The organism is Pseudarthrobacter sulfonivorans (assembly GCF_014712225.1).
GTDB classification, from domain to species: domain Bacteria; phylum Actinomycetota; class Actinomycetes; order Actinomycetales; family Micrococcaceae; genus Arthrobacter; species Arthrobacter sulfonivorans.
Genome location: NZ_JACXBW010000002.1, coordinates 88,243 through 108,975 on the forward strand (window position 1 = coordinate 88,243; position 20,733 = coordinate 108,975).

Below are 20,733 nucleotides of genomic sequence, written 5' to 3' on the forward strand. Positions count from 1 at the left end.
GGTTTCCCGGGGCGCCGCGCTTGTGTTCCGCGCCTCTGGGGCGCGGTGCCTCTTAGTTCAGGGTCGCGATGACCTTGTTCAGCGTGGCCGAGGGGCGCATGACTGCCGAGGCCTTGGCCTCGTCCGGACGGTAGTAACCGCCGATGTCCACCGGTGAACCCTGGACCGCGGCGAGTTCGCCAACGATGGTCTCCTCGTTGGACACCAGCTCGCCGGCCACAGCGGAGAACGATGCTGCAAGCTCAGCGTCCTCGGTCTGCTGTGCCAGTTCCTCGGCCCAGTAGCGGGCCAGGAAGTAGTGGCTGCCGCGGTTGTCCAGCTCGCCTGCGCGGCGGCTAGGGGACTTGTTTTCCAGCAGGAAGGTTCCCGTTGCCTTGTCCAGGGTGTCAGCCAGCACTTGGGCGCGGGCGTTGTCCGTGGTGGTGGCCAGGTGCTCGAAGCTCACTGCGAGGGCGAGGAACTCGCCCAGGCTGTCCCAGCGGAGGTGGTTTTCCTTGAGCAGCTGCTGGACGTGCTTGGGGGCGGATCCGCCGGCGCCGGTCTCGAAGAGTCCGCCGCCGTTCATCAGGGGAACAACGGAGAGCATCTTGGCACTGGTGCCCAGTTCCAGGATGGGGAACAGGTCCGTCAGGTAGTCACGGAGCACGTTGCCGGACACGGAGATGGTGTCCTCACCCTTGCGGATGCGCTCCAGGGTGAAGGCCGTTGCCTTCTCCGGGGACATGATCTCGATCTGCAGGCCCTCGGTGTCGTGGTCCTTGAGGTACTCGTTGACCTTGGCGATGAGGTTGGCGTCGTGGGCGCGGGTCTCGTCAAGCCAGAACACGGCGGGGGTCTTGGAGGCACGCGCGCGGGTCACGGCCAGCTTGACCCAGTCGCGGATGGGAGCGTCCTTGGTCTGGCAGGCCCGCCAGATGTCACCGGGGGCAACGTCGTGTTCGATCAGCACCTTGCCGGAACCGTCTACGATCTGCACCGTGCCGGCTTCCTGGATTTCGAACGTCTTGTCGTGGCTGCCGTATTCCTCGGCCGCCTGGGCCATCAGGCCAACGTTGGGAACTGTGCCCATGGTGGTGGGATCGAAGGCTCCGTTGGCGCGGCAGTCGTCCACCACAACCTGGTAGATGCCGGCGTAGGAGCTGTCCGGGAGCACTGCCAGCGTGTCGGCTTCCTTGCCGTCCGGACCCCACATGTGGCCGGAGGAGCGGATCATGGCCGGCATGGAGGCGTCCACGATGATATCGGACGGCACGTTGAGGCTGGTGATGCCCTTGTCAGAGTCCACCATGGCCAGGGCGGGACCTTCTTCGAGGCCCTTCTTGATGAGGTTCTGCACGCCGTCGCGCACGTCCTCGGGAAGGTCCTCCAAACTGCTGAGGATGGCGGCCAGGCCGTTATTGGGGCTGATGCCCGCGGCGGCGAGCTGCTTGCCGTAGGTCTCGAAAAGCTCGGAGAAGTAGGCCTTCACCACGTGGCCGAAGATGATGGGGTCCGAGACCTTCATCATGGTGGCCTTCAGGTGTGCGGAGAAGAGGACGCCTTCTTCCTTGGCGCGTGCAACCTGGGCCGTCAGGAACTCGTCAAGGGCAGCCGCGCGCATGACGGTGCCGTCGATGACCTCGCCGGCCAGGACCGGGAAGGCCTTCTTCAGGACCTTCACGGAACCGTCTTCGCGGACCAGCTGGATGGCGATGGTGCCCTCGGACTCGATGACAACGGACTTCTCGTTGGAGCGGAAGTCGTCCTTGCCCATGGTGGCCACGTTGGTTTTGGAGTCCGCGGACCAGGCGCCCATGGAGTGCGGGTTCTGGCGGGCGTAGTTCTTCACGGACAGCGGCGCACGGCGGTCCGAGTTGCCTTCACGCAGGACCGGGTTCACTGCGGAGCCCTTGATCTTGTCGTAGCGGGAGCGGACGGCGGTCTCTTCGTCGGAGGAGGGGTTGTCCGGGTAATCCGGCAGGTTGTAGCCCTGGCCCTGAAGCTCGGCAATGGCGGCCTTCAGCTGCGGGATGGATGCGCTGATGTTCGGCAGCTTGATGATGTTGGCTTCCGGCGTCTTCGCCAGTTCACCGAGTTCGGCAAGGGCGTCACCGGTCTGCTGCTCCGGGGTGAGGTAGTCACCGAAGACGGAGATGATGCGGCCTGCGAGCGAAATGTCACGGGTCTCCACCTCCACACCTGCAGTCGAAGCGAACGCCTCGATGATCGGCAAGAACGAATAAGTAGCCAGCATCGGCGCTTCGTCGGTGTGGGTATAGATAATCTTGGACATGCGCGGGCGTCTCCCTAGAGGTCGGCTGTGGAAATTTGGTCTATTTCACCACGCCTAACTTACCCGAGGACACGGCTTTGAGCCCTACCCGGGACGGCCGAAGGCCCCGTATTACCGCAGGTTTGGGGAGTACCGGACAGGGCACGACGGCGGCAGGCACCTCGGTGGGGCCCGTCGCCGTCGTGCATTACTTCCGGCAGCAGCCGCCGAAGGTGACTGTTAGTCAGCGCCGCTTGTGGGGAATGTCACTCGGCCAGAGCGGCACGTATTTGGGGTCCTGGCGGCGCAGCTCTTCGGTGGCGGTGAACGTATGGACCGGGTCGACGTCCCGCAGCTGGAGAGCCGCGGTGAAGGCCTCCATATCGGGAACAGCGGCCACTGCTCGCTGTTCGGCAGCAAGCTGCCTGCCGTTGGCTGCGGTTTTTTTGGCGGACTTCCAGAAAGCAAGCACGATGGGGCCCCAACTTCGCTCGGAGTCCGGAGCCCAGATCGGACAAGTCATTGATAAGAGAAAAGTACCCGCTGACCTCAGCTTTTACCAGAGTGACGCGCCACTCGAGACGGTACTACTATTTACAAAAGTCGTGTTGCATCGGTAGGTTCTACTGGTCACGGGCGGGCTCTCCGAGGCCGCCCTCTACCCGTTCAGACAGGACAATCATGACGCGTACCAGGTCCCTGGCGGCCAGTCTCCTTAGCCTTTCGGCGGCTGCCGCGTTGGCGCTGGTTGGCGCCGGTACCGCGACTGCTGCTCCGGCGGCGTCGGAAGATAATTCATCCCCCGTGGTTGCCAGCGCCAGGGTGGACAGCACAGGTGCAGCGGAATACTGGACGGCGGACCGCATGCGCGCCGCGCTTCCCGGCGATGCCCTGGCGGGCGCCACGCCCGAACGCCTTACTACTGCCAGTGACACCGTGGAGAAGGGGAACAACACCAAGGTCAAGCCCAGCAAGGCAAAAAAAGCCAACAGCAGCGGCCCTAAGTTAGCCCGTGAGGCGGACACGGTGGACCACATCGGCAAGGTCTTCTTCACGATGGGCGGGTTCAACTATGTGTGTTCCGGCAACGCGGTCACCTCTGTGAATGAAAGCACCGTGGCCACAGCAGGCCACTGCGTCAACGAAGGTCCGGGCGCGTACGCCACCAACTTCATCTTTGTTCCCGGCTATGACAATGGCGACGAACCCAACGGCAAGTGGACGGCCAAGGCCCTGCACACCACCCCGCAGTGGAAGGACCGGGGAGACATCGCCTTTGACACCGGCTTTGCGGTCATGAACCTTAATGCGGCGGGCGAGACCCTCACCGACGTGGTTGGGGGCTCCGGCGTTGAATTCGGTGCCGCCCGCGGCGTGCAGTACACCGCTTATGGCTACCCTGCCTCCTTGCCCTATAACGGCGAACAGCTGTGGAGTTGCAAGGGCAAGGCATCGAATGACAACACACACCCTGAGTTCAATACTCAGGGAATCCCGTGCACCATGAACGGCGGCTCCTCGGGCGGCCCGTGGCTCCTCGGCAACGGCCTGCAGAACTCGATCAACAGCTATGGCTACACCGGCTCCAACGTGATGTACGGCCCATACTGGGGCGCTGACATCCAGAACACTTACAACATTGCCCAGGCAGCCTAAAAAGTCGCCTGCCCCGGCGCCCCGCCCTGGCAAGGAGCCGGCCAAAGGTTCCGCCAGCCACAGCGAATCGGACCAGACGCAGGAGGAGATCCTCGCGTACTGGACCCCGCAGCGGATGGCGGAGGCAAAGCCCCGGGAGATCCGGCTTCCGGAACCCGCTTCAAGTCCGAAGGACGACAACGACCCGGCACCGAATAATTCCTGAATACCCGATAACGAACGACGGCGCCTCTCCCCTCTGCGGGGACAGGCGCCGTCGGGCGTTCCAAGACTCATCGACTGATCCCCACCGGCCCCCTCGCCTCGCAAGCTCGGCCAGGGAACCCTGCCGGAGTGGGCCCTGCGCCGTTTTCAGTCATGAAAAGGGCCCTGCTGGAGCAATCGATGAAAGGGTCAGTGGAAGAAGTGGCGGGCACCCGTGAAGTACATGGTGATGCCGGCCGCGTTGGCTGCGGCGATGACTTCCTCGTCCCGGACGGAGCCGCCCGGCTGGACCACGGCGCGCACGCCGGCGTCGATCAGGATCTGCAGGCCGTCGGCGAACGGGAAGAACGCGTCTGAAGAAGCCACGGCGCCGCGTGCACGCTGGGGTGCGCCGCTCACGCCTGATTCTGTTGTTCCGACGTTGGACGCACCGCCGGCGCCGTCGACGTCGGACTCCACCGTGACGCCGAGGGTGTTGGCCCGCTCCACGGCGAGGCGGCAGGAGTCCAGGCGGTTGACCTGGCCCATGCCGATGCCCACGGCAGCGCCGTTGTCGGCGAGCAGGATGGCGTTGGACTTGGCGGCGCGGCAGGCGGTCCAGGCGAAGGAGAGGTCCGCGAGGGTCTTTTCGTCCGCGGCCTCACCGGCGGCGAGGGTCCAGTTGGCGGGGTTGTCGCCGTCGGCGTCCACCTTGTCGGTCGCCTGGACCAGCATGCCGCCGGAGACCTGGCGGAACTCCGTGGGGTACCGGCCGTAGCCCTCGGGGAGGGCCAGCAGGCGGATGTTTTTCTTCTTGGAGAGGATTTCCACGGCTTCGGGTTCGAAGGCCGGGGCGATGACCACCTCGGTGAAGATGCCGGCGACGGTGCGGGCCATGCCGGCCGTCACGGTGCTGTTGGCAGCGATGACGCCACCGAATGCGGAGACCGGATCGCAGGCATGGGCTTTGGCGTGGGCGTCGGCGATCGGGTCTTCAGCATCGGCCGACCCCACGGCCACACCGCACGGGTTGGCGTGCTTGATGATGGCGACGGCGGGCTCGGCGAAGTCGAACGCGGCGCGCAGGGCGGCGTCGGCGTCGACGAAGTTGTTGTAGCTCATGGCCTTGCCGTGCAGCTGGTCGGCCTGGGCGATGCCGGCGGGAGCGGCCTTGTCCACGTAGAGTGCGGCCTGCTGGTGCGGGTTTTCGCCGTAGCGGAGGACCTCGGAGCGTTCCAGGGACAGCCCGGCGTAGGCGGGCCAGTCGATGATGCCGTCGCCGTCCTCATCCTTGAACTGGCTGGCCGTCCACGTGGCAACCGCGTTGTCGTACGCGGCGGTGTGTGCGAACGCCTTGGCGGCCAGCCGGCGTCGGGTCTTCAGGTCAAAGCCGCCTTCAGCCGCGGCGGTGACCACCTGGCCGTAGAAGCCGGGGTCCACCACAATGGCGACGGCGGCGTGGTTCTTCGCTGCCGAACGCACCATGGCGGGGCCGCCGATGTCGATCTGCTCCACCACGTCATCCTGCGCGGCGCCGGACTTGACCGTCTCCACGAACGGGTAGAGGTTCACCACCACGAGGTCGAAGGTCTCGATCTCCATGCCGGCGAGGGTTTCCATGTGTGCCGGGACGCGGCGGTCCGCCAGGATGCCGCCGTGGACGCGGGGGTGCAGGGTCTTGACGCGGCCGTCGAGCATCTCCGGGGAGCCGGTGACTTCCTCGACTCCCTGGACGGGGATGCCGGCCGCGGCGATCTTCTTGGCTGTTGAGCCGGTGGAGACAATCTTCACGCCTGCTGCGTGCAGCCCTTTGGCGAGCTCCTCCAGACCGGTCTTGTCGTAGACCGAGATCAGGGCCCGGCGGATGGGAACACGGTCGATGGATACACGTTCAGGCTGCGTGAAGCTCACAAAAAGTCTCCGTCTTATGTCGCGGACCAGTGCCGCGGGTGGGCCGCGGGTGGTGGGGATAGGGTCAGTTTATCGTGTTGTACCTTGCCTCCGTTTGCGCGGCGGCTTCTTCCGGCCGCAGACGCACGAATCGGTTCAAAGCGGGCCGCCCGCAACTTCGCATGCCTCTAAGATTTAGGCAGGAGGCTGCGATGAATATCTACACCACTGTGCCCAGCGGCGAACAGGTGGTCCAGGAACTGCCGTGGCGGTGGAAGGTCCAGGGCCGGATCTTCGTGATCGGCGGCCTCGGCTTTATGTTTGACGCGTGGGACGTGACGCTCAACGGCATCCTCATCCCGTTACTCTCCACCCACTGGGCCCTGTCGGCCGGTGAAGTCGCCTGGGTTGGTGCGGCCAACCTGATCGGCATGGCGCTGGGCGCTTTTGTGTGGGGAACCATTGCGGACACCATCGGGCGGAAAAAGGCGTTTACGGCCACGCTGCTGATCTTCTCGCTGTTCACCGTGCTGGGCGCCTTCTCCCCCGACTTCGTCTGGTTCTGCGTGTTCCGGTTTATGGCCGGCTTTGGTTTGGGCGGCTGCATTCCCGTGGACTATGCGCTGGTCGGCGAGTTCACTCCCCGGAAGCAGCGCGGCAAGGTCCTCACCGCGATGGACGGCTGGTGGCCGGTGGGCGCTGCCCTGGCCGGCTTTGTATCCGCTGCCTTGGTGGGCATTTTCGGGGACTGGCGGCTGACCATGCTGGTGATGGTGCTGCCGGCGCTCCTGGTGTTCTGGATCCGGCGCAGCGTTCCGGAGTCTCCGCTGTTCCTGATCCGGAAGGGCCGCCGGGAGGAAGCCGCCAAGGTCATTGACGACCTCGTGGCAGCCACCGGCGCCGAACCCCGCGCGTACAGCCTGCCCGACGCGCAGGATGTTCCGCGGCTGTCCGCCGGCAGCGCGTGGCATCAGCTGCGGCTGGTGTGGCAGTTCAACTGGAGGATCACGACGACCGCGTGGGCCCTGTTCTTCAGCATCCTGCTGGTCTACTACCTGTCCCTGACGTGGATGCCGAGGATCCTGATCGGTGCCGGGTTCGCCGAGTACAAGGCCTTTGTGACCACGGCGTCCATGTCGGCTGTGGGCCTGTTGGGCGTAGTGGTGGCGGCCCTGTTGGTGGAGCGTGTCGGCCGCAAGTGGATCCTGGCCATCACGGGCCCGCTCGCCGCCCTGACCCTGGTGATCGTGGCGTTTGTGGTGGATATCCCGTCGGCTGCGATCTTCTGGCTGCTCGTGTTCGGCTTTGTGGTCCAGGTGGCCATCCCGGTGCTCTACGCCTATGTGTCCGAGCTGTACCCCACGGAATTGCGCGGCACGGGCTTCGGCTGGGCATCCACGTTCTCCCGGCTGGGCGCAGGCTTCGGGCCGCTCATCTTCGCGAACTACTTCTGGCCGGAGCTGGGCCTGGCCACATCCTTCGCCCTGGCCGGCGGCCTGGTCCTGGTGGCAGTGCTCTGGATGGCGTTCTTCTCCCCCGAAACGAAGCTGCGCCGCCTCGACTAAGTGGCCCGCCCCACTCCCCAGCTCCCCCACCCAACTAAGTAGCAGCAGATGCCGTTTTGAGGGCTCAGAACGGCATCTGCTGCTACTTACTTGGGCAGCCAGCCGCGGCTGAGCAGCGCTGAGCGGACCTTGGCGACGGCGGCCCGCGCTTCGTTCTGCATGTGGCGTTTGGAGATCCTGACCAGCAGCCAGCCAGCTCGCGCGAAGTCCTCTTCACGGGCTATGTCCTTGACGATCTGTGCCACGTCCGAATGGCCCTCGCCCTCATACTCAACCCCAACCTTTTGTTCCGGATAGGCAAGATCCGGTTGACGTACGACGCCGGCGCCCAGTTCCGTGCGCACATTCAGTTGCGGTTCCGGCAGCCCTGCATACTCCAGTGCCAGCCGCAGTTTCGTTTCCGGGGCGGAGTCGGATCCGATCCGCGCCTGTTCAAGGGCAAGCCGGGCTTTCCGGATTCCAGGAGTTCCCTTATGTCGGTCAAGCATGCCGGCAAGGTCGTCCGGAGTTGCATACGGTTCAGACCGCCCCTCGAACTCCGGCCTAGGAATCCGCAGCAGGTGGTCGGCCACCACAGTCAGCTCGTCGATGCTCATCCTCCGGGAACAGTCCAGCCAGGTGCGGGTCCGCGAAGTGATCAGCAGGCCATTTACGCTGACAATCTCGTCGCCAAAGAACTGCCCTCGATGCCCCCGCACTCCCGCCCGACGCGGCATTGCCATGGTATCGGGCCGGGAAATGTGAGTGATGGAAGCATCTGTGCCCGGGAGGAAGCCCGGGAACGACCATAACTTGAAGGCCGTCGCATGGGACGCGGCCGAGAATTCCGTGACCAGGGTCAGCGGCCGGACCACGGCCGGTTGTCCGCTGGACGTCTCGCCCAGCAGCTGCCTGATCCCCCTGCTCGGAGTAATCAACGAAGGGTGACGCAGCCGCCGAACTGTTGCACCGGCGTCGGCCGCTTCTTGGAAGGTAAACGCTGCGGAAGGCAGCCGTTCCGGCAGTGGCTGCGGAGTCTTCATGGGCATATCGTGGCAAATTTTGCGCCGCGCCGTGAAAGTTATCCACAGGTGCGCCCCACCGGCCCAACCAGGTAGCAGCAGATGCCGTTTTGAAGGCTCAAAACGGCATCTGCTGCTACTTACTTGGGTGGGTACTCACTTGGGTGGGGTGGCGGCGAGGGCTGCCAGGGTCTGGACGAGGAGGCGGCGCTCGACCACCTTGATGCGCTCGTGCAGGGTTTCTTCGCTGTCGGCCGGCTCAATGGTGACGGCTTCCTGGGCAATGATGGGGCCCGTGTCCACGCCGGCGTCGGCCCAGTGCACCGTACAGCCGGTGACCTTCACGCCGTAGGCCATGGCATCGCGGACGCCGTGAGCACCGGGGAACGCGGGCAGCAGGGCGGGGTGGGTGTTGAGGTACTTGCCGTCGAAGGCATCGATGAAGTCCGGGCTCACAATCCGCATGAACCCGGAGGAGACCACCACGTCCGGGGCGTAGGAAGCCACTTTCGCCGTCAGCGCGGCATCCCATTCGTCGCGCGTGGGGAATGAGTTGAAGTTGACCACGAAGGTGTCCAGCCCGGCTTCGGAGGAGCGCTCGACGCCGTAGGTCCCCTCGCGGTCGGCACCCACCGCCGCGATCTCCACGTCCAGCTCCCCTGACTTAACGGCGTCGATGACGGCCTGGAGGTTGGAGCCGGTACCGGAAACGAGGACTACGATGCGCATGGGTCTAGCTTATGGGTAGGCTCGCGTAGGCTGGAATCCATGACTACTCCCCCGGAACCAGCTGGCCAGCAGCGGACAAAACCGCAGCTCAGCGAGGCCGCAAAGACCTCACTCAGCAAGACCCGCAACCTGTTCCGGATCTTCATCCTCACCGTTCTCGGCGCCTATTTCGTCTACCAGCTGGACGTCAGCTACCTCTGGCTCACCGGCATCCTGACCGCCGCGAGCTTTGTCCTGGGAATCATGCTGCTGGTCCGGTCGGCGAAGCTGAAGGAGTCCAAGCTGGTCCTTGTCGGCACCATCGCGGGCCTGGTGGTTTCCCTCATCATGCTGCTGGTCATCCTGGCTTCGGCGGTGTTCTTCAGCCAGGTCCAGGAATTCCAGGCCTGCCAGCGGCAGGCCCTGACGGACCGGGCGCTGTCCAGCTGCCGCGTCCAGTTGGAGCAGTCACTGCCCAGCCTGCGCTAGGGGCTTGAACCCGCGCGGGTACTCCGCTACCGGTACCAGCCCACCGCACGGTCGTAACGGCACTCAAGCGATCCAGTGCCGGGTTCGACGCCGCCGCCGGCAGGGAAGTAGATGGCACCGAAGTCGGCCCCCTCAGCCTCGATCCGCCCCTTCGCCCAGATCTGAGCCTGCTCAAGATCCTTTTCCGGGATGGCCTCCCGGGTGCTGTGGTCCGCGCTGAGGTGGATGTCCAACTGGTACTCCCCCGGCTGGGAAGTTCCGGCATGGCTTTCGGGGTCACCCTCATCGCGTCTGCTGATCAGGACCTGCGCAGAAGCGTGAAGACTGGACGGCTTGCTGGCAGGGGTGCCCTGCTGCTGCTGTTTGATCCGCAGACCCGACGCTACGCTCTCGACGGTATCGTCGTCGGTGACAGCGTAGGCGGATCCACTGACGTCGGCTTCTGAACCCCCGACGCTGATCAAGTGCTGGCCGAACTGCTCTGAGCTGGATTGGCTGGAGCTGGATTGGCTGGAGCTGGATTGGTTGGAGCTGGATTGGCTGGAGCTCATGCACCCTCCCTGAGGGTATTCGCGGCGGTTGCCGACCTCTGCAACACTAGCCCCAAAACACCCGGCGTAACCGGTTGGCCCTGGATAACTTTCGCCGCCGAAACGCGAGTCTCCAGGCGGTGACCGCCTGCCAACCCTGCGGATCACGCGCCAGCTAGGCGACCAGTTCCGTGTCCTCTTCCACCTGCTGCTGGCGTTCCAGCCACGGCCCCGCCGCGTAACCGATCACGACGCCGATCCCCACTTCCGCGGCCAGCCAGAGTCCCAGCCACAAGGGGTCGGGTCCGATGTCGGTGAGGCGTCCCAGCCCGGCAGAGCCGCGGGTCAGCCAGGCCAGTCCGGCCGCGAGCAGCCCCGATACGGCACCGATCAGGACCCCGAGCGCCAGCGTGGATGCGGTGGCGGTGAACCAGCGGGCGTGCACTTTGATGGACAGCCATTCATCGAAGTGGTTCTCGCCTTCGCGCAGGAACCACCAGCCAGCGAGCACACCGGCCAGGACCGGAACCACCAGCGCAACAAATCCGTAGTCGAGCGGGCCCGACGGGATCGCGGCGAAGACCGGGATGGCGGGCAGGGGTCCGGTGGCGGTGCCCAGCGGCCCCACCTGGGAGCCGATGCCCATGGCGAAACCGGATCCGGAGACCCACGCCAGCGCAAAAACCGCGAGGTTGGGCAGGTAGCCGAGCTGCGCGACGGTGAGCGCCGCACCCCCTACGGCGCCGGCGTCGACCGCTTCATACACTGCCAGCACCAGGTTCCAGTGGACGAAGACGTCCACGGCCAGGAGCGCACAGGCTAGCGCCAGTGCGGACATCAGGGCCAGGACGCCGGCCTTCGCGGCGGACCCGAGGTAGGATCCGGCCCAGCGCGAATGCTGGCTGGTGCGCGAAATCCAGTCCACGGCGTCCACGCCGATCAGGCGGCTCCACGAACCGGCCTCGCGGCGCGCCCCGATGGCCATGCCCAGCGCGAACGGGATCAGGGGGATCACCATGGCGTGCCAGATGTTAATGACGACGTCGGGCGTGCGGCACACAAAACCGGTGGCCGCGCCGAAGGCCGAATAGACCAGCCAGGAACCGAGCAGTGCCTGCCACAGCTGGTCCGTATAGGAGGCCCGGGCCAGCCGCCGCCCCGCACGCCAGGCGAGCAGGAACGGGATCAGGGTGAGCCCCAGCGGAATGAGGGTGAGTACGCCTGAGCTCGCGCTGCTGGCCGCACCGGTTCCCACCTCGGCCAGTTCCAGCGGAACGCCGTGGACCAGGAGCCAGGCCTGGCCGGCGAGCCGGGCCAGAGCGTCGAAAGCGGTGTTCTGGAAGCCGCCCGTCGCCCAGACGGCGACGATCGGAACGAGCACCAGAAGCGCCGAGATGATGGCCGCCTGCGCCGTTTCGAGGGCGCCCTGCAGCCATAAGGGCATGGGAAGGCCACGGTCTCCGGTCTGATCAGCGCGCAGTTTCATCGTGTCCCATGGTGTCACGGCCGGACCCGCCAGCCGCTCTGCGACAGGCTCATTCGGCGAGGAGACGCGCCTGACCAGAGTTCACAGCCCGTGGCGGCGGGTGTCCCATGGGTGCCCTTCCGGCGCTTTTTCCACAGCTCCGCCGTAAAATTGGATTGTCCGCAATCAGTGGTTGGAGGCAGAAAAATGACTACCGCATCCCCACATGCACACGGCATTCATTTCGGGCGCGCAGACGTCCAGAATGCGGGCATGGGTGTAGGTATCCTCATGTTGGCGGTGGGTGTCCTGGGCTTTATCCCCGGCATCACCACCCGGTACAGCGAATTGATGTTCCTTGGGCCTGATTCCCACGCCATGTTCCTCGGTGTGTTCCAGGTGTCCATGCTGCTCAATATTGTGCAGCTGGCCATCGGCGCCACAGGCTGGGCGATGTCCCGGACCGAACACGGTGCGCGTAATTTCCTTATGGGCGCCGGTGCGCTGTACATCATCCTCAGCATTTTCGGTCTCAGTGTCGGTGTCGGGTCGGCGGCCAATTTCCTGTCGCTGAACATGACGGACAACTGGACCCACCTGGTGCTGGGCGTAGCGATGATCGCCTGCGGCTGGCTGCTGTCCCGCAACAGGACCGGGGACAGGGCATAGCCCGGAAAGACAAGCCGGGACACAGGAGCCGCGCATGAGGAATGATCCGTAAATTCTGAATATTCGTCCTACTCGCCGGTGCAGTTGGCGCGGTTCCGCGAACGCTGCACCGGCTTCTTTGTGCCCGGAAATCCATCCCCAGGCCGCCCAGGCCGCCGGAACGGCACAGGCTCGCGGGGGCGCCGGGCGAGCCAGCAGCGTTCGGGCGTCCCCGCGACATTCCGGCGATCCCGCCGCCCATGACTCCCACAGCCACCGACGTCGGCCCTGCAGTCCTCGAGGTCCCGGACTACGAGGCCGGGCTCGCCGCCATCCCCTTTTGCTTGTCCGGGCCTTCCTGCTGCTGCCCGGGCCGCCCCGCTGGAACAATGGGCCCATGAGCGCCGTCATCCTGGGCTGGGACCCTGCCCGCTGGAACCATTGGAACTACCCCGCTGTTGTTCAACAGGTCGGCGTTTCAGGGCTCCACCTGGAGCCCTGGAGCATGACCCGGGATCTTGCCGCCGGCACTGATGTGTGGTTGCTTCTGCTGGGGGTGCACGGTCCGGGCCTTCTCGGCCATGGCGTCGTCCTTTCGGACCGGCAAGAGTCCGCAGCCCACCGGGACGCCACGAAGATCACTGTGCAGGTGGCGTTCGATGCGCTCCTGCCCCTGGGCGACCAGGTACCTGCCGGCCTTCTCACCGAGGCGGTGCCTGGCTTGGCGTGGCACCACGCCGGCACCGAAAGCGTGGAGCTGGGGCCTGGCGATGAGCTCAACATCCGGGACCTCTGGGCCCGCCTCGGGCCGGGCCAGGAGGCCGATCCGACCCAACCAGCACCCGGCACCTACCCGGGGAGCGCCGTCGCCCGCGTTGCCGTCAACCGGTACGAACGGGACCCCGAAGCGCGGCGGGCCTGCATCGCGCACCGCGGCATCAACTGCGCGGTCTGCGGGTTCTCCTTCGAAGTGGCTTACGGCGAAATCGGCGCGGACTTCATCCACGTCCACCACACGGTACCCGCGTCGCAGCTCGGCACCAACTACCAGCTGGACCCACTCACCGATCTGGTCCCGCTCTGCGCCAATTGCCACGCCATGGCCCACTACGGGGTGAGCACCGCGAGGACTGAGGTGGAACTCCGGCGGGCCATCGCCAGCGCAGGACACCTGACCGGAGCAGTGGTGACCCCCACGGAACTTGAGGCACAGCGCGTGGCCCGGGAACTGCTGGGCCCTGGCCAACCGGATTAGCAGGCTAAAGCGAGCGACGCCGGGAACCCCCAAGGCTTCATGCGCCGTACTTGCGCAGCCCACCGCGGTTGCCCGTGTCCCCTGGATCCGAGTCGCCGCGGGCTTCGGAGTAGGTCCGGGCGCCCCTCTCGTAGTGGGTGTACAGGCGGTCCTCCTCCTCGGGTTCGAGGTGTCCGTCCGTATCCACCCGCGGAGCATCCTTGACTTGGTCCTTGGTGTACGGAACCACAAGGTCGCCGCCGTCGATCCTGGCTCCTTCAACCGGGACAAAGGACTGCGAGGTGCCGAACAGCCCCGTTGTGACCGTGACCCAGGTGGGCTCACCCGTGTCGTCATCGGCGTAGAGCTGGCCGATCGACCCAATCTTCCCGCCGTCGGACCCGACAATGTTGCCGCCCTTCCGGAGCAGCTCTTCAATGTTTTCCCTCGTAAGCATGACGTCTCCTTTGATGTGTTGGGATGTGTGCTTGCGGTGGCCGGACGTGCGGGAAGGCTCCTTGCCGCCGGCTGCGGCCTGGCCCCGACTGCTTGAGGCTCAGGTGCTGCCGCCCCCTTACCGTAGGCAGGCCTGCCAGTTAAAAGAAAGGGTGCTTACTAAATTTCTCACCTTGCATCCTCCCCCTGTTCACCCAACCTTTCCCTCCGCTCAACCCGCGTGACCCCGCATCGTCAAGCGGCGGGCGCACCGTGGAGGGGTGAGGATCGCAATTGTTGCCGAATCATTCCTGCCATTGATGAACGGGGTGACCCACTCCATCCTGCGGGTGCTTGAGCACCTGGAGGGCCAGGGCCACGACGTCCTGGTCATCGCCCCGTCAACCCACGCGGTCGCCGATGCCATGGCCGAGTTCGTGGGGCCGGCCGAGGTGGTTCACGGCGCGAAGGTGCACCGCGTTCCCGCGGTTCCGTTGGCGGGTTACACGAACGTCAGGGTGGCGATGGGCGGTGTGTATCGGGTCAAGCGAATCCTTGCCGACTACGCTCCGGACGTCGTCCACCTCGCCTCGCCGTTTATCCTCGGCTGGCGGGCAGTGCAGGCAGCGCATCAGCTGCGGATCCCCACCGTAGCCATCTACCAGACCGAGGTGCCCAGCTACGCCGCCCGGTATGGCGTGCCGTTCCTGGAGAACTGGGCGTGGAACCGGGTGGAGAACATCCACCTGCTGGCCACCCGGACCCTGGTGCCCTCCACGTTCGCGCTGAACCAGTTGCGCGGCCGCGGAATCCCGCGGGTGGGCATGTGGCGGCGAGGGGTGGATACCGCCCGGTTCTCGCCGGAAAAGCGCGACGCCGGGTGGCGGGCTGTTGTGGCGCCCGGCGGTGAGTGGATCATCGGCTACGTCGGCCGGCTGGCCGTCGAAAAGCAGGTGGAGGACCTCGCCGCGCTCGCAGGCGTCCCCAACTCCAAGGTGGTGATAGTGGGCGACGGCCCGCAGCGGGCGGCCCTGCAGGGAGCACTGCCGGACGCCCATTTCACGGGGTTCCTCGGCGGCGAGGAGCTGGCGAAGGCGGTAGCGTCCTTCGATCTCTTTGTCCATCCCGGCGAGTTTGAGACGTTCTGCCAGACCATCCAGGAGGCCATGGCCTCGGGCGTTCCCGTGGTTGCCACCGGCCGCGGCGGGCCCCTGGACCTGGTGGAGAACTCCCGCACCGGCTGGCTGTACCAGCCCGGGGACCTGGCAGGTTTCCGCGCCCGCGTGATGGACCTGATGGGCGACGACGCCAAGCGCCGCGCGTTCGCCGAAGCGGCCCATGCCTCGGTCCAGGACCGGACCTGGCCCGCGCTGTGCGCCCAGCTTGAGGAGCAGTACGGCGAAGTTGTTTCAAGCCATCCGGTCATCCGGCCGGCCGCGTACAAACGAGGAGTGTCCCTGTGAAAATATCCGTGATCGGCTGCGGCTACCTTGGCGCCGTGCACGCTGCCACGCTCGCGTCCATGGGCCATACCGTGGTGGGCATCGATGTGGACGCCGCCAAAGTGGACCAGCTGGGCCGCGGCGCGGCGCCCTTCTTCGAGCCGGGCCTGGACGAACTCCTCCGCGACGGACAAACCACCGGCCGCCTGACCTTCTCCACGGACTTCGCCGCCGCCGCGGGTGCCCAGGTCCACTTCCTGTGCGTCGGGACGCCGCAGTCCAAGACGTCCGACGGCGCCGACCTCACCTTCCTGGTGGCCGCCACCGAGGCGCTGCTCCCGCACCTGGCGAGGGGCGCCGTCGTCGTCGGCAAATCCACGGTGCCCGTGGGCACGGTGGACATGCTCGGCGGAGTCCTGGCGGGACGGCCGGACGTGCAGCTGGGCTGGAACCCGGAGTTCCTGCGCCAGGGCACGGCGGTGAAGGACACGCTGGTGCCGGACCGGCTGGTGTACGGCGTCGAGGGCGGGCGGGCCGCCGCCTTCAACCCCGGCACGGGTGCGCCGGGCGGGGTGACGGCTGCCCTGGATGCCGTCTACGAGCCCCTGCTGAACGCCGGCATTCCCCGCCTGGTGTGCAACTTCGCCACGGCGGAGCTGATCAAGTCGGCAGCCAACGCGTACCTGGCCACCAAGGTCAGCTTCATCAACGCCATCGCCGAACTCTGCGACGCGTCCGGGGCGGACGTGGCCGAACTCAGCGAGGCGATGGGCATGGACCCGCGGATCGGGAACCGCTACATGCATGCCGGGCTGGGCTTCGGCGGCGGGTGCCTGCCCAAGGACATCCGCAGCCTCCGCAGCCAGGCGGCCGCGCTGGGTGTGGGCCCGGTGGATGACTGGATGGGCGTGGTGGACGCGATCAACGTCCGCCAGCGCACCCGGACCGTGTCCCTGGCCGCAGAACTGTGCGGCGGAGCGGTTTCCGGCCGGGCGATCACCATTCTCGGGGCCGCCTTCAAGCCGGAGACCGATGACATCCGTGACTCCCCCGCGTTGGACGTCGCCGCCCGGCTGGCAGCAGCGGGCGCGCACGTGACGGTGACCGATCCGAAAGCCGTGAACCACGCCTGGCTGCGCTACCCCCAGCTACGGTTCGAGGCCTCCACGCCGCGGGCTTTGGACGGCGCCGAACTGGTGCTGCTGCTCACCGAGTGGGACGAATACCGGCGGCTGTGCCCTGCCGCTGCGGGCGGACTCGTCCGACGCCGGGTGGTCCTGGATGCGCGGAACGTGCTGGATGCTGTGGCCTGGCAGGCCGAGGGCTGGGTGGTCCGCGGGCTGGGCACCTCCGCGCCGGCAGCGCCGGCCACGCTGCCGGTCTGACTGCCGGCCACGCTGCCGGCATGGCTGCCGGGCTGACTGCAGGCAGGGCTGGCGGGCTGACTGCCAGGCTGACCAAAATGCGTCAGTCTTCGCCCCCCTGCCTGCGCCGCGGGCGAGGAAAAGCGCGGAATCCCGGGACCGCGTTTTCCGTAACCGGCGCGAAAGTCACGCATTTTCGTTCAGATATGACGGCCCGCACTTTATGATGTGCACGGGGGTGGTTGGGCATGGGGAGATCCCGGCGGCAAAACAACGAATTCGCGGCACCGGCCTTCGACGTGTTCCTTGAGGCCAGCCCGGACGCGCTCCTGGCCTTGGATGAGGACGGCGCCATCCTGATCGCGAACGCGTCGGCCAGCCGGCTTTTCGGCTATTCCCGTGATGAGCTGATCGGCAGCAACCACTGGATGCTCCTGTCGGAGGGGTTCCGCAACGAGACAGATCTGCTCCATGCGCGTCTGGTGGCTCAGCCCGACGAACCGCAGCCGCCGCGCGAGGTGTATGGCCGGCACCGGGACGGCACCGAGTTCGCTGCCGAAATTGCCGGTTCCCTGCTCGACGACGTCGGCTCGCCAGTCCTGCTGCTCTCGGTCCGAAGCACCGCGCACCGGACAGGCCCGGACGCTGACCTCAATGAAGCGATGTCGCTTCTGGCCGCCACGCTGGAATCGACGGCGGACGGAATTCTGGTCATCAGCTCGGAAGGCAAGATCGCCGGCCTGAACGAGCAGTTCCTCACGATGTGGAGCATACCGCCGGAGCTGATGAAGGCCGCGTCCGACGAACCCGCCATGAGGGTGATCCTTGGCCAGGTGAAGGACCCCGAGTCCTTTCTGGCCCGCGTGATGGACCTGACCAAGGACGCCGACGCGGAAAGCCACGACACCATCGATTTCCTGGATGGCCGGACGTTTGAGCGGTATTCGCGTCCGCAGAAAGTGGGCGACCGGATAGTGGGCCGGGTCTGGAGTTTCCGCGATGTCACCCCGCGCCGGATGGCCCAGGAGCAGGCCGAGCAGGCACTGGCTGACCTGGCGGCGCAGGCCGAGCAGCTGCGGGCCATGGCGTTCAAGGACCCGTTGACCGGCCTGGCGAACCGGGCGGTGTTCAACGCTGAACTCGTCCGTGCCCTGAAGGAACCGCGGCTCAAATCCGTGGACGTCCTCCTGCTGGATCTGGACGACTTCAAGGAGGTCAACGACATTCTCGGCCACCAGGCCGGTGATGACATGCTGGTGGAAGTTTCACGCCGGCTCCGCGGCTGCCTCCCCAACGCAGATGTGGTGGCCAGGCTGGGCGGTGATGAGTTTGTGGTGCTGCTGACGGCGTGCCCGGATGTGGAAGCCATCGCCGAGTGCATTGTCCGTTGCCTGCACGTGCCGTTCTCCATCGAGGGCACCGTGCTGCGCCCCAGCCTGAGCATGGGACTGGCCTCCATCGGAAAGGATGCCCGGGGCGCTTCCGAACTGCTGCGCGAGGCGGATGTCGCCATGTATGCGGCCAAGGCTGCGGGAAAGAACCGTTTCCTGCGGTTCCACCCTGACATGATGACGGCCCTGGTCCGGCGGACCGATCTGGAGGCGGGCCTCCAGCTGGCAATTGCCCGCGGTGAGATCTCCGTGGACTTCCAACCCATCGTCTCGCCGCGGATGGGCCGGGTGGTCGAGTTTGAAGCACTGGCGCGGTGGAACCGCGAGAACCACCGTGTCCCGCCGGCCGTGTTCATTCCGCTGGCCGAGCGCAGCGGCCTCATCAACGAAATCGGCACCGAAGTGATGGCGCAAAGCCTGCAGCATCTGGCCTCCTGGCTGAGTGAGGATCCGTCGCGGTCACTGTCCATGAACGTCTCCGGAGTCCAGCTGCAGGAACTCGACTTCGCGGAGAATGTCCTGCGGCTTGCGGAAACCAGCGGCGTGGGCGCCTACCAGCTGGTGATGGAGGTCACCGAGAGCGTCTTCTTCGACGCCGACTGCAACGTGATCAAACAGCTGAGCCGGCTGCGGGCGGCCGGGGCACGGGTGGCGCTGGACGATTTTGGTACCGGTTACTCCTCGCTGGGGCGGCTCCAGGACCTGCCGGTGGACATCGTCAAGATCGACAAAACCTTTGTGTCCATGGTGCGCACCGGTGCCGAGCGCCTTCCCATCCTGAGCTCCATGATCAACATGGCGCACAGCCTGGGGTTGACCGTCACGGCTGAAGGCATCGAAACCGAGGAGCAGGCGAACTACCTCATCGCCCTCGAGTGCGACTCGCTGCAGGGCTACCTGTTCTCGCACCCGGAACCTGCCGACCGGTTCGAGCATGCGCTGAAGAACGCAGGAGAGTCGCTCGACGTACTGGCAAGCCGCTCCGGGCCCAGCTAAGCAATCACTGGCCACGTGGGAATCCGGGCGGGGACAATGACCTTATGGAGGTTGTTGTCATTGAAACCCGGCCGCTCGGCGACCGCAGCTACGTGGTCCACGACGGCGGTGTGGCCCTGGTCATCGATCCGCAGCGGGACACGGACCGGGTGGAGGCCGCGGCGGCCCAAGCGCACGTCCGGATCACCCATGTTGCCGAGACGCACCTGCACAACGACTACCTCAGCGGCGGTCTCATCCTGGCCCGCGCCCATGGCGCCGTGTATCTCGTGAACGGGGCGGACGCCGTCGGGTTCGAGCGCACGCCCATAGCCGACGGCGGCACGGTCCGGGTGGGCCGGCTCACCGTGAAGGCGATAGCCACGCCGGGCCACACCCACCACCACCTCAGCTACGTGGTGACTGACGGGCAGGACCAGGCGGTGTTTTCCGGCGGCAGCCTTCTGTATGGGTCGGTGGGCAGGACGGACCTGGTTTCCCCGGCGGACACCGTCCCGCTCACCCACGCACAGTATTCCTCGGTGCGCCGGCTCACCGCCGAGGCCCGGCCGGAGGCCGCCCTCTACCCTACCCACGGGTTCGGCTCCTTCTGTTCGTCCGGGCCGGCGTCGAGCGCGCACGCGTCCACTATCGGCGAGCAGCAGCAGAGCAACCATGCCTTCACGGACCCGGATGAGGACCACTTTGTGCAGGAGCTCATCAGCAACCTGAGCGCCTACCCTTCGTACTACGCACACATGGCCCCGGCCAACATGACGGGGCCGGGGCCGGCTGACCTCGCCGTGCCCGAATCCGTTGATCCGGACGAACTCAGCCGCCGGCTCGCGGCCGGCGAGTGGGTGGTGGACCTGCGCCGGCGGGTGGCGTTCGCGGCCAGCCACCTGAAGGGATCCGTGAGTTTCGAGTACGGCCGCGGGTCCAGCTTCACCGCCTACCTCGGGTGGGTCCTCCCCTGGAACCGGCAGCTCACCCTGCTCGGAGCGGAAGGCGACGTTGAGAATGCCATCCGCGACCTGTCCCGCATCGGCATCGACTCCCCCGACGCCGCGCTCGGAACCGACCCGTCGGCACTCGCGCCGGGCACCGCCGTCGTGCATTATCCGCGGGTGGACTGGCACGGGCTGAGGCAGGGCAGTCTCAGGGATGTGGTGCTGGACGTGCGCCGGACGGACGAGTACGACGCCGGCCATCTCGCCGGGGCGGTGAACATTCCGCTGCATGAGCTGCTGCTGAGGATGCCTGAGATCCCGGCCGGAAAAGTGTGGGTGCACTGCGCCTCGGGATACCGGTCCGGGGTGGCGGCCAGCCTGCTTCAGCGCGCAGGCCGCGACGTTGTTCATGTTGACGCGAAGTACCCTCCGTCCTGAGGTGTGAGCGATACCATAGGTAAGCGTCTTCGCCCAGGTCTCGGGCGGGCCCAAGTCTCAGAATTTCAGGGTTTGCGGCGCACCGATGGGGAGGACACCGCGTGTCTCAGAATGGTCT

17 protein-coding genes are annotated in these 20,733 nt (G+C 66.1%); 9 read left to right on the top strand and 8 right to left on the bottom strand.

All coding sequences use genetic code 11. The features are described 5' to 3' along the window. Window positions 1-52: 52 nt before the first annotated feature. Complete coding sequence (locus tag IAQ70_RS02740; RefSeq protein ID WP_190987777.1) at window positions 53-2,272, bottom strand: NADP-dependent isocitrate dehydrogenase; 2,220 nt, start codon at window positions 2,270-2,272, stop codon at window positions 53-55. 223 nt (window positions 2,273-2,495) lie between these two features. Beyond that, window positions 2,496-2,723, bottom strand: coding sequence for a hypothetical protein (locus tag IAQ70_RS02745; protein WP_190987778.1), 228 nt, complete (start codon window positions 2,721-2,723; stop codon window positions 2,496-2,498). Window positions 2,724-2,932: 209 nt separating this feature from the next. Between IAQ70_RS02745 and IAQ70_RS02750 the strand changes: the two genes are divergently transcribed. Continuing rightward, entirely contained in the window at window positions 2,933-3,907 is a 975-nt protein-coding gene (locus IAQ70_RS02750; RefSeq protein ID WP_190987779.1) for a trypsin-like serine peptidase, read from the top strand. 393 nt (window positions 3,908-4,300) lie between these two features. On the opposite strand, the gene purH is transcribed toward IAQ70_RS02750, so the two are convergent. After that, the gene (gene purH / locus IAQ70_RS02755; RefSeq protein WP_190987780.1) at window positions 4,301-6,001 is read right to left on the bottom strand and encodes a bifunctional phosphoribosylaminoimidazolecarboxamide formyltransferase/IMP cyclohydrolase; all 1,701 of its coding nucleotides are present in this window, start codon (window positions 5,999-6,001) and stop codon (window positions 4,301-4,303) included. Between the two features lie 191 nt (window positions 6,002-6,192). Between purH and IAQ70_RS02760 the strand changes: the two genes are divergently transcribed. Then, a complete protein-coding gene (locus IAQ70_RS02760; RefSeq protein ID WP_190987781.1) occupies window positions 6,193-7,545 on the top strand; it encodes an MFS transporter in 1,353 nt (450 codons plus the stop codon). 86 nt (window positions 7,546-7,631) lie between these two features. On the opposite strand, the gene IAQ70_RS02765 is transcribed toward IAQ70_RS02760, so the two are convergent. Beyond that, complete coding sequence (locus IAQ70_RS02765; RefSeq protein WP_190987782.1) at window positions 7,632-8,567, bottom strand: endonuclease domain-containing protein; 936 nt, start codon at window positions 8,565-8,567, stop codon at window positions 7,632-7,634. 135 nt (window positions 8,568-8,702) lie between these two features. Further along, on the bottom strand, window positions 8,703-9,275 hold the full coding sequence (gene purN, locus IAQ70_RS02770; RefSeq protein WP_190987783.1) for a phosphoribosylglycinamide formyltransferase: 573 nt from the start codon (window positions 9,273-9,275) through the stop codon (window positions 8,703-8,705). Between the two features lie 39 nt (window positions 9,276-9,314). On the opposite strand from purN, the gene IAQ70_RS02775 reads away from it, so the two are divergent. Then, window positions 9,315-9,743 (top strand): hypothetical protein, encoded by a 429-nt coding sequence (locus IAQ70_RS02775; RefSeq protein WP_190987784.1) that lies wholly within the window; start codon window positions 9,315-9,317, stop codon window positions 9,741-9,743. 26 nt (window positions 9,744-9,769) lie between these two features. On the opposite strand, the gene IAQ70_RS02780 is transcribed toward IAQ70_RS02775, so the two are convergent. After that, entirely contained in the window at window positions 9,770-10,294 is a 525-nt protein-coding gene (locus IAQ70_RS02780; RefSeq protein WP_190987785.1) for a hypothetical protein, read from the bottom strand. Window positions 10,295-10,448: 154 nt separating this feature from the next. Continuing rightward, window positions 10,449-11,759, bottom strand: a complete 1,311-nt coding sequence (locus IAQ70_RS02785; RefSeq protein ID WP_190987786.1) for a cell division protein PerM — start codon at window positions 11,757-11,759, stop codon at window positions 10,449-10,451. Between the two features lie 186 nt (window positions 11,760-11,945). Between IAQ70_RS02785 and IAQ70_RS02790 the strand changes: the two genes are divergently transcribed. After that, entirely contained in the window at window positions 11,946-12,407 is a 462-nt protein-coding gene (locus IAQ70_RS02790) for a DUF4383 domain-containing protein (RefSeq protein ID WP_190987787.1), read from the top strand. Window positions 12,408-12,783: 376 nt separating this feature from the next. After that, entirely contained in the window at window positions 12,784-13,641 is an 858-nt protein-coding gene (locus IAQ70_RS02795) for an HNH endonuclease (protein WP_190987788.1), read from the top strand. Between the two features lie 37 nt (window positions 13,642-13,678). Here IAQ70_RS02795 and IAQ70_RS02800 read toward each other — a convergent pair whose 3' ends face one another. Continuing rightward, complete coding sequence (locus IAQ70_RS02800) at window positions 13,679-14,077, bottom strand: PRC-barrel domain-containing protein (protein ID WP_190987789.1); 399 nt, start codon at window positions 14,075-14,077, stop codon at window positions 13,679-13,681. A 259-nt stretch (window positions 14,078-14,336) separates the two neighbouring features. Here IAQ70_RS02800 and IAQ70_RS02805 point away from each other — a divergent pair, with 259 nt between their 5' ends. The 4 genes from IAQ70_RS02805 (at window position 14,337) to IAQ70_RS02820 (ending at window position 20,615) form a co-directional block, all read left to right on the top strand. Further along, complete coding sequence (locus IAQ70_RS02805) at window positions 14,337-15,518, top strand: glycosyltransferase family 4 protein (RefSeq protein WP_190987790.1); 1,182 nt, start codon at window positions 14,337-14,339, stop codon at window positions 15,516-15,518. Continuing rightward, window positions 15,515-16,882: a UDP-glucose dehydrogenase family protein gene (locus IAQ70_RS02810; RefSeq protein ID WP_190987791.1), complete on the top strand. Its 1,368-nt coding sequence runs from the start codon at window positions 15,515-15,517 to the stop codon at window positions 16,880-16,882. The genes IAQ70_RS02805 and IAQ70_RS02810 overlap by 4 nt, the downstream gene beginning before the upstream one ends. Window positions 16,883-17,109: 227 nt before the next feature. Next, window positions 17,110-19,248, top strand: a complete 2,139-nt coding sequence (locus tag IAQ70_RS02815) for a putative bifunctional diguanylate cyclase/phosphodiesterase (RefSeq protein ID WP_190987792.1) — start codon at window positions 17,110-17,112, stop codon at window positions 19,246-19,248. A 44-nt stretch (window positions 19,249-19,292) separates the two neighbouring features. Then, entirely contained in the window at window positions 19,293-20,615 is a 1,323-nt protein-coding gene (locus IAQ70_RS02820) for an MBL fold metallo-hydrolase (protein ID WP_190987793.1), read from the top strand. Window positions 20,616-20,733 lie beyond the last annotated feature (118 nt).

What these genes read in the sequence shown, in the direction of transcription:
- IAQ70_RS02740 (WP_190987777.1), bottom strand. Translation starts at nt 2,272, where the DNA reads ATGTCCAAGATTATCTATACCCACACCGACGAAGCGCCGATGCTGGCT.
- IAQ70_RS02750 (WP_190987779.1), top strand. Translation starts at nt 2,933, where the DNA reads ATGACGCGTACCAGGTCCCTGGCGGCCAGTCTCCTTAGCCTTTCGGCG.
- IAQ70_RS02760 (WP_190987781.1), top strand. Translation starts at nt 6,193, where the DNA reads ATGAATATCTACACCACTGTGCCCAGCGGCGAACAGGTGGTCCAGGAA.
- IAQ70_RS02765 (WP_190987782.1), bottom strand. Translation starts at nt 8,567, where the DNA reads ATGAAGACTCCGCAGCCACTGCCGGAACGGCTGCCTTCCGCAGCGTTT.
- purN (WP_190987783.1), bottom strand. Translation starts at nt 9,275, where the DNA reads ATGCGCATCGTAGTCCTCGTTTCCGGTACCGGCTCCAACCTCCAGGCC.
- IAQ70_RS02775 (WP_190987784.1), top strand. Translation starts at nt 9,315, where the DNA reads ATGACTACTCCCCCGGAACCAGCTGGCCAGCAGCGGACAAAACCGCAG.
- IAQ70_RS02780 (WP_190987785.1), bottom strand. Translation starts at nt 10,294, where the DNA reads ATGAGCTCCAGCCAATCCAGCTCCAACCAATCCAGCTCCAGCCAATCC.
- IAQ70_RS02785 (WP_190987786.1), bottom strand. Translation starts at nt 11,759, where the DNA reads ATGAAACTGCGCGCTGATCAGACCGGAGACCGTGGCCTTCCCATGCCC.
- IAQ70_RS02790 (WP_190987787.1), top strand. Translation starts at nt 11,946, where the DNA reads ATGACTACCGCATCCCCACATGCACACGGCATTCATTTCGGGCGCGCA.
- IAQ70_RS02795 (WP_190987788.1), top strand. Translation starts at nt 12,784, where the DNA reads ATGAGCGCCGTCATCCTGGGCTGGGACCCTGCCCGCTGGAACCATTGG.
- IAQ70_RS02800 (WP_190987789.1), bottom strand. Translation starts at nt 14,077, where the DNA reads ATGCTTACGAGGGAAAACATTGAAGAGCTGCTCCGGAAGGGCGGCAAC.
- IAQ70_RS02815 (WP_190987792.1), top strand. Translation starts at nt 17,110, where the DNA reads ATGGGGAGATCCCGGCGGCAAAACAACGAATTCGCGGCACCGGCCTTC.
- IAQ70_RS02820 (WP_190987793.1), top strand. Translation starts at nt 19,293, where the DNA reads ATGGAGGTTGTTGTCATTGAAACCCGGCCGCTCGGCGACCGCAGCTAC.